The sequence below is a fragment of the Streptococcus oralis genome (assembly GCF_023109155.1).
In the GTDB taxonomy this organism is placed as follows: domain Bacteria; phylum Bacillota; class Bacilli; order Lactobacillales; family Streptococcaceae; genus Streptococcus; species Streptococcus oralis_BZ.
Genome location: NZ_JALDUA010000001.1, coordinates 339,475 through 351,803, shown reverse-complemented (window position 1 = coordinate 351,803; position 12,329 = coordinate 339,475). Strand labels below are relative to the sequence as shown.

Here is a 12,329-nt window from a genome sequence, read left to right as displayed (position 1 = left end):
TGGAGAGGTTTTCTCTCTATCTCAAGAGCCAGCTTTATGTTATAATGAAAAAAGAAAACTGAAAGGAACTACCATGTCAAAAGAAGTTATTGTTGAAAGTTTTGAACTTGACCACACCATTGTTAAAGCACCCTATGTTCGCTTGATTGGGGAAGAAACAGGGCCAAAGGGAGATGTCATCTCCAACTTTGATATTCGCTTGGTACAGCCAAATGAGGACTCTATTCCTACCGCTGGCCTTCACACCATTGAGCACCTCTTAGCCAAACTCATCCGTACCCGAATTGACGGGATGATTGACTGTTCGCCGTTTGGCTGCCGTACAGGTTTTCACATGATTATGTGGGGACGCCATACTAGCGCCGAAATTGCAGCTGTTATCAAGGATTCGCTCAAGGAAATCGCTGAGACTACTACTTGGGAAGATGTCCCTGGAACAACCATAGAATCTTGCGGAAACTACAAGGATCACAGCCTCTTTTCTGCTAAAGAATGGGCGAAACTCATCTTGGAACAAGGAATCTCAGATGATGCCTTTGAACGCCATGTCATCTAAACACAAAAGGAACCAGCTTTTAGCTAGTTCCTTCTTTTTTTATTCTCAAAATCTTGAGTTAGGCTTTTTCACGAATGACCAAAACACCATCTTCCATATCTGCTTCTAGATGTTTGGCATCTAGGTGATCCAAGTGGAAATCTGTTACCTTATCACGAATTTGTTGCTCCACCACGCGACGGAGAGGGCGAACACCCATAACTTCGTCATAACCTTCTTCTGTGATAAAGTCTTTAGCTGCTTGGCTGACTTCCAAATCAATGTCTTTCTTAGCCAAGGTTTGGTTGACTTCCGCCAACATCAAGTCCACAATCTTAGAAAGGTCTTCCTTATTCAAGTGTGAGAATTCGATAACTGCGTTAAAGCGGTTAAGGAACTCTGGGCGGAAGAAGGGTTTCAAACGATCCATCAATTCTGGTTTGTCAGCATCTTCTGTCAAGTTGGCTTCATAACCAAATCCAGCATTTGATGTCGCGATAATGACCGTGTTCTTGAAGTTCACTGTATTTCCTTGACCATCAGTCAAACGACCGTCATCCAAGACTTGGAGGAGAAGGGTGATTACTTGAGGATCAGCCTTTTCAATTTCGTCCAAGAGAATGATAGAGTAAGGATTGCGACGAACACGTTCTGTCAAGGTATTGCTATTGTCATCATAACCCACATAACCTGCTGTTGTACCGATCAATTTAGAAACGGCTGTGCGGTCACTGTATTCAGACATATCCAAGCGGATAATCGCATCCTTGGTACCAAACATATCCAATGCCAATTGCTTAGCAAGCTCCGTCTTACCAACTCCAGTAGGCCCTACAAAGAGGAAGCTACCGATTGGGCGATTGCCTTCATCAAATCCTGCACGGTTACGACGGATAGCACGAGCTACTGCTTCTACTGCCTTATCTTGGCCAATTACCTTGTGTTCCAAGCGATGAGCCATATCTTTCAAACGTTCGATATCTGACGCTCCCATTTGTGACACTGGAATACCTGTCATTCGCTCTACAGACTCAGCCACATCGTTGATGCTTGCAGTCACTTTCATGTCTTCTGTGTGGTTTTCGACTTTTTTCTCTAATTCTGCAATACGTGTTTTAGCATTGAGAGCTGCTTCAAAATCTTCTGCCTCAACTGCTTTTTCTTGCTTGTCTTTTTCTGCCTCAATTTCCCGTTCAACAGCATGAACATCTGTTACAGGATGTTGAGCTGCCAAGTGAGCTGCCGTTACATCGACAAGGTCGATAGCCTTATCTGGCAAGCTACGTTGAGGAATGTATTGGATAGAATAATCCACCGCTGCTTTCAAGACTTCGTCTGGCAAGATAACATTGTGATGTTGTTGATAGAGGTCACGAATCCCTTGAAGGATTTTAAAGGTATCCTCTGCTGAAGGAGCATTGACCTTGACTTCGTTGAAACGACGAGCAAGAGCTGCATTCTTTAAGATAGTGTTACGGTATTCGTCTTGAGTCGTTGCCCCAATAACAGTCAACTCACCTCGAGAGAGAGCTGGCTTGAGAATATCTGCAAGCCCCTTAGATCCACTGTCTCCACCAGTGCTACCAGCACCGAGAATTTGGTGAATTTCATCAAAGAAGAGGATAATATTTCCTGCTTCTTTTACTTCATTGACTAGATTTTGAACGTTTTCTTCAAAGCTACCACGGTATTGAGTACCAGCCTCAAGACCTGAGATATCAATAGAAATGATTTCCTTGTTCTTAATGGCAGCCGGAACATCACCATTTACAATCGCTTGTGCTAAACCTTCGACAACGGCTGTCTTACCAACACCTGCATCTCCGACAAGTACAGGATTATTTTTCGTACGACGTGAGAGGATTTCAGATGTTTCTTGAATTTCCTTGTTTCGTCCGATAACAGGATCCAACTTGCCCTCGCGAGCTTCCGCTGTCAAGTTACGACCTAGTTTAGCAAGGACACCGTCTTGTTTCATACCTGAAGCGTGTTGTTGCATTTGCGCATCAACTTCTGCATTTCCTGGCAATTGACCAGTTGCACGATAGTGAGCAAATTCCTCAGGTGTCACTTCACGTCCATTAATCAAGTAGCGACGATTTTCAGAACTATATCCTCGCATACCTCCCATCAATTGGTTAAATAAATCATCCATGTTGTTAAAGTTATTAAAGTTGTTGTTCATATTCTTTACCTCGTTTATTCTTAATTATATGCGATCTCTGATATTGACTATCTTTGACCTTTGTTTTAAAAATTTTAGACTAGCTAACTAGCTACCCTACGTATAATTTCTGGTTTTTCTTTCTTAAATAAGCCTTTTATCATCATCTTTTCAAAGTCTGTTAGATTAAACATAGGCCTCACCCCTTTCTAGGGTATCTATCATACATTTTCAAGCAATAGAATCATTGAAAATGAAGTTTTCTGAGGAATTCATTTTCCTTATGCTTCTACTATATCACATTGGTCAGTAAAAGTCAACATCTTTTTGACCAAATTTTGACTATTTTTTTAAAATTTTTTGAAATCTTGAATAGATAATGTAAGTACACAAAAAAGCCAGTCCTATAGACTGGCTTTCTTTTCATTCTAATTGAATCTTAGCTCAATGCGTCATCCATTGAAAGAACTTCGTGGAAGACACGTTGTGTCAATTCAGTTTTTTGTTCTGGAGTGAGGTATTTAGTGTTTACACAGTATCCAGAGATACGTACGATAACGTCTTCACCTGACATAATCTTTTCGTAAACATCGTTCAAGTCCATAACGTTCAAGTTAACGTGTTGTCCACCGTTTTCAAAGTAACCATCAAGGATTGTTACCAAGTTATCAACTTGTTCGTCACGAGTCTTACCAAGAGCACGTGGAGAAACTTGAGTTGTCAATGAGATACCATCAGCTGCGTAACCAAAGTCAAGGCTAGCAAGTGAGTTCAAGTTTTGCAACCATCCACCTTTAGCTTTGTTAGATGGGTTAGCACCTGGTGAGAAGAATTCAAGTTTAGACAAGTTCACAGAACCATCTTCGTTGAGGTATACACCTTTGTGGACTGGTGAGTTACCAGTTTGTTTAGAGTAAGCAACGTTAGATGTGATAGTCAAGAGTGATACTGTAGCTTCAGCGTCTTTGTAAAGTTTGTGGCTACGTAGACGAGTCGTGTAAGCTTCGATCAACCATTCAGCCAATTCGTTTGAACGAGGGTCATCTTCACCCCAACGTGGGTATTCACCGATTGTTTCGTAATCGTAGATGTAGCCATTTTCATCACGGATTGGTTTAACAGTAGCGTACTTGATAGCTGACAATGTATCAACTGTATTAGCGAATCCACAGATACCGAATCCCATATTAGCGCGTTGTTTAGTTGGCAAGAAGGCCATTTGAACAGCTTCGTAGTTGTACTTGTCAGTCATGTAGTGGATGATGTTCAAAGCATCTACATAAGTGTCAGTCAACCAGTCAAGAGATTTTTCAAAGTTCGCTTTAACTGATTCGAATTCAAGAACTTCGTCACGGATAGGATCGATGTCAAATACTTTGTAGTCTTTGTGAACATCGTCGTAACCACCGTTCAAACCAGTAAGAAGGGCTTTAAGAACGTTTACACGAGCACCGAAGTACTGGATGTTGTGGCGTTGATCTTCGTTTTCTGGGTCAAGTGGTGACACACAGCATGAGATACAGCTCATTTCTCCGTATCCGTCTTTAGCCATTGTTGTTACACCTTCGTATTGGATAGAAGAGTGTTTGTGGCTCATGTGCATACAGTAGCGACGGAAGTTGTATGGCAATTTGTCAGTCCAAAGAACTGTCAAGTTTGGCTCTGGAGAGTTACCGATATTGTCAAGAGTGTTCAAGAAACGGTAGTCCATCTTAGTAACACGGTGACGACCGTCGTTACCCATACCAGCCATAGAAGTTGTGATGAAGGTTGGGTCACCTGAGTACAATTGGTCATAAGCTTTTGTACGAGCAAATTTAACTGTACGAAGTTTCATAACGAAATCATCAACAAACTCTTGGATTTCTGATTCAGTAAATGTACCGCGAGCAAGGTCACGTTCTGCAAAGATGTCCAATACGATTGGCACACGACCTAGAGATGTAGCAGCACCGTTAATCACACGGCAGACAGCCATGAAAGCAATGTTAACCCATTGGATTGCTTCTTTTACGTTCATCGCTGGTTTGCGAACATCAACCCCGTAAAGGTCACCCAAGCGAACAACTTGTTGCAATGCTTGGTATTGAAGGTTGATTTCTTCACGAAGACGAATTGTTTCTTCATCGATTTCTTCGATTGAGTTCCAATCGTTTACTTTTTCTTGCATCAAGTAGTCTGCACCGTAAAGAGCAAGACGTGCGTAAACACCGATAATACGTCCACGTGAATATGCATCTGGAAGACCAGTTACAGTGTGAGCGTGGCGAGCACGACGGATGTTTGAAGTGTAAGCACGGAAGATACCGTCGTTAACTGTTGTTACATATTTAGTAAAGATTTCGTGAACAGCTGGATCTGGTTCGTATCCATTTTCTTTCAAAGTAGTTTCAGCCATACGGATACCACCTCTTGGCATGAAATTCAATTTGAAGAGTTCATCGTTTTGGATACCGAAGATAACTTCATTTTCTTTGTCGATAAATCCGGCAGGAATATCAGCAATAGATGTTGGACGAGTGTCCATTGGGAAACGAGTTTCTTCGTAGTGAGCCTTAGTTTCTTCTACAATCTTTTTGATGTGAAGTGAACGTTCTGTTGGTCCAGCAAGGAAGCTTTCATCACCATCATAAGGTGTGTAGTTAGCTTGAACGAAGCGAGAAACGCTTGCTTTTTCTTTCCAATCTACACCTTTGAAGCCTTCCCAAGCTTTATCAAAAATGTCTTGTGCTTCAACAACTGTCTTAACAACCATGTTAATGTCCTCATTTTTCTTTCTAGTAACAGCCATCTGTTACATTCATGAGACAAGTATACCACACAGTAACCGATTTCAACAAGCGAAATCCGGCTTTTTTGTTACTTTCTTTTCTAATACAGTCTAATTTTAGGCACAATCTGTATTATATTTTTGAAAGTAGGATTACTCTTTTCCATTTTTTCAGAAAAAAAGGTATAATGAATAGAAAATGACGCTAGAAAGGTGCAATAATGCTCATATTTCCATTGATAAATGATTTGTCCAGAAAAATCATCCATATCGACATGGATGCCTTTTTTGCTGCGGTGGAAATAAGAGATAATCCCAAGTTAAAGGGCAAACCTGTCATTATCGGAAGCGACCCTAGACAAACAGGTGGTCGAGGTGTCGTTTCTACCTGTAGCTATGAGGCGCGGGCTTTTGGTGTTCATTCAGCCATGAGCTCTAAAGAAGCTTATGAGCGCTGTCCCCAAGCTGTCTTTATCTCAGGAAATTATGAAAAGTATAAGACTGTAGGACTTGAGATTCGAGCTATTTTTAAACGCTACACTGATTTGATTGAACCTATGAGTATTGACGAAGCCTACTTGGATGTGACAGAAAATAAACTCGGTATCAAGTCAGCCGTCAAAATTGCCCGCCTCATCCAACAGGATATCTGGCAGGAACTACACCTGACTGCTTCTGCAGGTGTTTCTTATAACAAATTCCTAGCTAAAATGGCTAGTGACTATCAAAAACCACATGGTTTGACAGTGATTCTCCCAGATCAAGCCCAAGACTTCCTCAAACAAATGGACATTGCTAAATTCCATGGCGTGGGCAAAAAAACAGTTGAACGCCTTCATGAAATGGGCATTTATACTGGTGCGGACTTATTGGACATCTCAGAAGTCACTTTAATCGATCGGTTCGGCAGACTCGGTTTTGACCTTTATCGAAAGGTAAGGGGCATTCATAACTCGCCGGTCAAGTCCAATCGCATTCGTAAGTCCATTGGCAAGGAAAAAACCTACGGAAAGATCCTACAAGTAGAAGAAGACATTAAAAAAGAGCTGACTCTTCTCTCAGAAAAGGTAGCTCACAATCTCAGCAAGCAGGACAAAGCTGGAAAAATCATTATCCTCAAAATACGATATGCTGACTTCTCCACTCTGACTAGACGAAAAAGCCTCCCACAAGCAACACAGGACGCTAGTCAGATTTCTCAAACTGCCCTTCAACTCTACGAAGAACTAGCTTACAAAGAAAAAGGTATCCGTTTACTAGGAATTACGGTGACAGGATTTTAAAAAGCTTGAAGGAATCTTCCTTCAAGCTTTTTCTTATACAAATAAACGCACAAAACTATAGAGCAGCAAGACACTACCGAGTACAATACGGTATTTACCAAAGAGTGTAAAGTCGTGCTTCTTCACATAGCTGGTCAAGAAACGAATGGCAACCATGCTGACTGCGAAGGCAACACCCATAGCTACCAAGAGCAAGAACAGTTGTCCAAAACTCAATAGTTGACCTGCTTTAATAAATTTAAAAATCTTTAAGGCACTGGCTCCGAACATAACAGGAATTCCGAGATAGAAGGTAAACTCTGTTACGACTGAGCGGCTTGTTCCATTCAACAAACCACCAACGATAGTTGCACCTGAACGGCTCGTTCCTGGGAAAAGAGCGAGGACTTGGAAGAGCCCAATGTAAAGGGCTGTTTTATAAGGCAGCTTGTCAAGCTCTGTTACTGTTGGTTCAATGGCTTGCGCCTTATTTCGTTTTTCAAGGTAGATAAAGGCAACACCATAGATAATCAACATGATTGCAACTGAAACCATGTTATGGAAGTTGGCATCAAACCAATCATCTAATTTAAAAACCAATAGCAAAGGCAAGGTCGCAACCAAGACTTTTGACCACAATTGCCAAGTTCTACGAACTTCGACCTTAGTTTTACCAGGTTTGAAGGGATTAAGCTTATTAAAGTAAATGACCATAACTGCTAAAATGGCACCAAGCTGAATGACAACATTAAACATGGACATGAAGGCTTCATTTTGGTCCTTGTATTGTACAAATTCTTCAACCAAGATCAAGTGGCCAGTACTTGAAATGGGCAACCATTCTGTAATTCCTTCAACAATCCCAAAAAAGATTGACTTCAAAATTTCAATAAAATACATACATTACTCCTTTTTCTGTCCTCTATTATAGCATAATTTCAGATGTTGCGATAGATTTTTTAGAAGGCGCCGATGCTACCACCGCCTCCGCCTCCTGAGAATCCTCCACCTGAACTTCCACTTCCAGAAGATACAGAGTAATTGCTAGCTGTATTTGCGACAGCTGTATATTGCTTGATTTGTGCAGTTGAGGTGTAGAACTGTGAGTGCCAACCATAGGCTACATAAAGATTCAAATCTGGATTTTCAAGCTGAATATGGCGAACTTTCATTAACTTGCTCACCTTCTTGGCATAACCAAAGAGAGTCGCATAGACCAATAGACGGTTCCAAAGGACGATGCTCTCTAGCTCGGCCTGATCCAGATGAGCGATGTCGCGAAGCATATTTTCAAAACTCGTCCAGAGATAGAAGATCTCCGCTCCTTCCTCTGTTAGAACTCCATCGCGATAGGCTCCTCGCGTGGCAAGGTAAACCCAGAAACTAGTCCCTAATCCTGTCAATCCTAAGAGTAGAAATGGGATCGAAAAGAAACCATGTGTTTGCCAGCTATAGTAAAAGAATAGCAGTCCACCTAGAGCTGTTATGGCTGAACAGACCCGCATCCCGAGAGCAAGGCGACGTTCCTCACTTGTCAAGGGACGATAGTAGCTTGGGATACGAAGTACATGGACCTTATCCTTGACACAAGACTGAATGCGTTGAAGTCTTCCTTCAAAGGAGCGTTTGAGACGCGAGCCTGTTTCTCGGATATGTTTTTCATCTGACTCTTTGGCACCACGGTAAAGGGAAGATGAAACTTGGTAATCAGGGAAGAGCTCTGAAATAGCCAATTCTTTCTTATTTGACAAAGTCATGCGCAGGCATTCCTTCTCAAAATTGGACAAACCCTTTTCACTGATAATGCGCACATAAGGTTCCTCATCCCCTTGGAAAATAGATAAATGGCCTCGATCTACTAAATCCAACAAGGTTGCCTGAATCAAACGTTCAAAAGTAAATTTACCAAACCCTGATTTGTTTAGGGGATTGACTTCCTCTAAGGAGGTTGAATACACTGCTTCTGCTAAAACCATCGGAGGCAAATCCATCGGTGGTTCGTAGAGTCGATGATCTTTTGGAAAGACCTTTTTAATGCTTGTACTCTGACGAAACATCCTATAGAAGAGAGGAACTAAAAGTAAGAGGCTCATAAAAATGACGGGGAACACCCATTTCATCATTATCTCACTTTGCGCTTTTTCTGTCGCTATATTGCTTTCAATCCGGTTAAAATCGGTTAAACGTTCTTCCTCTAATCCTTGATCTGGAGCTCCTGCAAAAGCACTTCTCAGCCAGTATGCGTGTAATTCGATCTGTCGCTTTCTAGGAAGGTCTTTCATTTTGACATGATAGAGATTATTTACTTTTTCAACACTAGAGTCCCTTAGGAGTTGACCTGCATGAAAATAGAGTTTCTCTGCTGGGGTATCAGAGCTAACTTTAAACTCAATCTCTTTGATGTCTCCAGTACTATCGGTCAAGGGTTGCCAATTTAGCTCTGCGATATCCTTATATAAGAAGAGAAGGTTGGTTAGTTTCCAGGTAACCGTTACCCGAACAGTATCTCCAGCATAGCCAGCATTGTAAATTTTTACCTTGTAGCCGTCCTCTTCCTCCATAGTATAGAAGGAAGCATTTTGAACAATTCTTCCATTTTTAGAAACCTGAACGGTCGGATCGGGATCAATGTCAAATCCTTCCGGCATTTTCCCAGCTTTCCCGAGTCCAACTAACTGACCATTATAATCATCTCCAAAGCGGTAGGTAATTGTTTCCTTAAAAATTGCAGTATTATCTGCATGAATATTCAAATCACCCTGATAGGATAAGATATCAAAGTCTACTGCAAAAACCAGACTCGGTATAAATAATAAATAAGCAAATACCAAAGCCAACAGCCATCTTTTTTTCATAATCGGTTCCCTTTCAATCTTTTTACCATTATATCATTTTTTATAAGTAAAGGCTTACTTGTATTGAAAATCTCACTATTTTTAGATACAATAGAGAGAGTCATTTTTAGACTAGAAATAGGAGAAAACATGAAAAAATTATGCTTATCTATCCTTGCTAGCCTAGCCCTTACCTTAGGACTAGTTAGCCAAGTCCAAGCCGACGAATATTTACGCATCGGGATGGAGGCAGCTTACGCTCCCTTCAACTGGACCCAAGACGACGATAGTAACGGCGCCGTCAAAATCGACGGTACCAACCAATATGCCAACGGCTACGATGTTCAAATTGCTAAAAAGATTGCCAAAGACCTTGGTAAGGAACCTTTGGTTGTGAAAACCAAATGGGAAGGACTTGTTCCAGCCCTTACTTCTGGCAAAATCGATATGATCATTGCCGGTATGAGCCCAACCGCTGAACGCAAACAAGAAATTGCTTTTTCAAGCAGTTACTATACTAGCGAACCGGTTCTATTGGTAAAAAAGGACTCTGCCTATGCAAATGCCAAATCTTTAGAGGACTTTAGTGGGGCAAAAATCACGTCTCAACAAGGTGTTTATCTTTATGACCTGATTTCCCAAATTCCAGATGCCAAAAAAGAAACAGCTATGGGTGACTTCGCCCAAATGCGTCAAGCTCTGGAGGCTGGTGTTATTGATGCCTATGTTTCTGAACGACCTGAAGCAATGACCGCTGAGTCTGCTAACGCTAAGTTCAAAATGATCCAACCTCAACCAGGTTTCAAAACTGGCGAAGAAGATACAGCTATTGCCATTGGACTTCGTAAAGATGACAGCCGCATCAGCCAAATCAATGCTAGCATCGAAACCATCTCTAAGGATGAACAAGTAGCCCTCATGGATCGTATGATCAAAGAGCAACCTGTGGAGTCTACAACAACAGAGGAAGAAAGTAGTTTCTTTAGCCAAGTCGCTAAGATACTTTCTGAAAACTGGCAACAACTCTTGCGTGGTGCTGGTATCACACTCTTAATCTCCATTATCGGAACCATCACAGGTCTCCTTATCGGACTTGCGATTGGGGTCTTCCGTACCGCTCCACTATCTGAGAACAAGGCAATCTATGGCTTGCAAAAGCTACTTGGCTGGATCCTTAATGTCTATATCGAGATCTTCCGTGGTACACCAATGATTGTTCAATCCATGGTTATCTACTATGGAACTGCCCAAGCTTTCGGTATCAATCTTGACCGCACACTAGCTGCTATCTTCATCGTCTCAATCAATACGGGTGCCTACATGACAGAGATCGTCCGTGGTGGTATCCTAGCAGTTGACAAAGGACAGTTTGAAGCTGCAACTGCTCTTGGTATGACCCATAATCAAACCATGCGTAAGATTGTCCTACCTCAGGTTGTCCGCAATATTCTACCTGCTACTGGTAATGAGTTTGTCATCAACATCAAAGATACCTCCGTATTGAACGTTATTTCTGTTGTTGAGCTTTATTTCTCAGGAAATACTGTAGCAACACAAACCTATCAATACTTCCAGACCTTTACCATCATCGCCGTGATTTACTTTGTCCTCACCTTCACTGTGACCCGTATCCTACGCTTTATCGAACGTCGCATGGACATGGATACTTACACTACAGGTGCTAACCAAATGCAAACGGAGGATTTGAAAAAATGACACAAGCAATCCTTGAAATCAAACACCTCAAAAAATCCTATGGGCAAAACGAAGTGTTAAAAGACATTTCCCTCACCGTCCATAAAGGAGAGGTTATTTCCATCATCGGGAGCTCAGGAAGCGGAAAATCAACCTTCCTTCGTTCAATTAATTTACTCGAAACACCTACAGAGGGAGAGATTCTCTATCGAGGAGAAAATGTCTTAGAAAAAGGCTATAACCTCACCCATTATCGTGAAAAACTCGGTATGGTTTTCCAATCTTTCAATCTCTTTGAAAATCTGAATGTCCTTGAAAATACAATCGTCGCTCAGACGACTGTCCTTAAACGCGACCACTCTGAAGCTGAAAAAATTGCCAAAGAGAATCTCGAAAAAGTCGGTATGGGAGAACGTTACTGGCAAGCCAAGCCCAAACAACTCTCAGGGGGACAAAAACAACGCGTGGCTATCGCCCGCGCACTCTCCATGAATCCTGACGCCATTCTCTTCGACGAACCAACATCTGCCCTCGACCCTGAAATGGTCGGAGAAGTCCTCAAAATTATGCAGGATTTGGCTCAAGAGGGCTTGACCATGATCGTTGTAACCCACGAAATGGAGTTCGCTCGCGATGTTTCTCACCGTGTCATCTTTATGGATAAGGGCGTCATTGCTGAAGAAGGCAAACCAGAAGAACTCTTCACGAACCCTAAAGAAGAACGAACAAAAGAATTTCTTCAACGTTATCTCAGCTAATAAACAAAGACTGCATAAAGAATGCAGTCTTTTTAATTTGTAATTGTAAAGAAAAGGCAGACTCGACTCAGGAATCTGCCTGTGACCACAGTTTAATCTTCAAATTTTTCATGATTTTTTTCATAGAAATCGATTAAACCAAGAGCTGTTTCAAATGAAATATTTTTAACTTTTGCGCGTCCTTGTGCTAGAGCAATGATAGACATTTCACGCGCATTCGTTTCTTTAGAGATACGGTAGCCTGTGATTTTCTTATCACGAACCCAGCCAACAACTGCTTCTACTTTTTCAAAGTTCGACTTAGCCATGTT

Annotated in this window: 9 protein-coding genes; 4 read left to right on the top strand and 5 right to left on the bottom strand. The window is 41.6% G+C overall.

Annotated features, from left to right (window positions below):
- Nucleotides 1-73 precede the first annotated feature (73 nt).
- Nucleotides 74-556, top strand: a complete 483-nt coding sequence (locus M1F63_RS01820) for an S-ribosylhomocysteine lyase (RefSeq protein ID WP_000032557.1) — start codon at nucleotides 74-76, stop codon at nucleotides 554-556.
- Nucleotides 557-614: 58 nt separating this feature from the next.
- Here M1F63_RS01820 and M1F63_RS01815 read toward each other — a convergent pair whose 3' ends face one another.
- Entirely contained in the window at nucleotides 615-2,720 is a 2,106-nt protein-coding gene (locus M1F63_RS01815) for an ATP-dependent Clp protease ATP-binding subunit (RefSeq protein WP_247920562.1), read from the bottom strand.
- A 418-nt stretch (nucleotides 2,721-3,138) separates the two neighbouring features.
- The gene (gene pflB / locus M1F63_RS01810; RefSeq protein ID WP_000260647.1) at nucleotides 3,139-5,454 is read right to left on the bottom strand and encodes a formate C-acetyltransferase; all 2,316 of its coding nucleotides are present in this window, start codon (nucleotides 5,452-5,454) and stop codon (nucleotides 3,139-3,141) included.
- Between the two features lie 236 nt (nucleotides 5,455-5,690).
- Here pflB and dinB point away from each other — a divergent pair, with 236 nt between their 5' ends.
- On the top strand, nucleotides 5,691-6,752 hold the full coding sequence (gene dinB / locus M1F63_RS01805; RefSeq protein ID WP_049550494.1) for a DNA polymerase IV: 1,062 nt from the start codon (nucleotides 5,691-5,693) through the stop codon (nucleotides 6,750-6,752).
- Between the two features lie 33 nt (nucleotides 6,753-6,785).
- On the opposite strand, the gene M1F63_RS01800 is transcribed toward dinB, so the two are convergent.
- Both M1F63_RS01800 and M1F63_RS01795 read right to left on the bottom strand, forming a co-directional pair.
- Complete coding sequence (locus M1F63_RS01800) at nucleotides 6,786-7,631, bottom strand: undecaprenyl-diphosphate phosphatase (RefSeq protein WP_000273572.1); 846 nt, start codon at nucleotides 7,629-7,631, stop codon at nucleotides 6,786-6,788.
- 59 nt (nucleotides 7,632-7,690) lie between these two features.
- A complete protein-coding gene (locus tag M1F63_RS01795; protein ID WP_049550493.1) occupies nucleotides 7,691-9,586 on the bottom strand; it encodes a DUF2207 domain-containing protein in 1,896 nt (631 codons plus the stop codon).
- Nucleotides 9,587-9,715: 129 nt separating this feature from the next.
- Between M1F63_RS01795 and M1F63_RS01790 the strand changes: the two genes are divergently transcribed.
- On the top strand, nucleotides 9,716-11,281 hold the full coding sequence (locus M1F63_RS01790; RefSeq protein WP_049500153.1) for an ABC transporter substrate-binding protein/permease: 1,566 nt from the start codon (nucleotides 9,716-9,718) through the stop codon (nucleotides 11,279-11,281).
- Nucleotides 11,278-12,018, top strand: a complete 741-nt coding sequence (locus M1F63_RS01785) for an amino acid ABC transporter ATP-binding protein (RefSeq protein ID WP_000189490.1) — start codon at nucleotides 11,278-11,280, stop codon at nucleotides 12,016-12,018. The genes M1F63_RS01790 and M1F63_RS01785 overlap by 4 nt, the downstream gene beginning before the upstream one ends.
- 92 nt (nucleotides 12,019-12,110) lie before the next feature.
- Here the strand turns inward: M1F63_RS01785 and M1F63_RS01780 are convergent, their stop codons facing one another.
- Nucleotides 12,111-12,326 carry a capsule biosynthesis transcriptional regulator gene (locus M1F63_RS01780; protein WP_001130031.1) on the bottom strand — a complete coding sequence of 72 codons (216 nt, stop codon included), beginning with the start codon at nucleotides 12,324-12,326 and terminating at the stop codon, nucleotides 12,111-12,113.
- Nucleotides 12,327-12,329 lie beyond the last annotated feature (3 nt).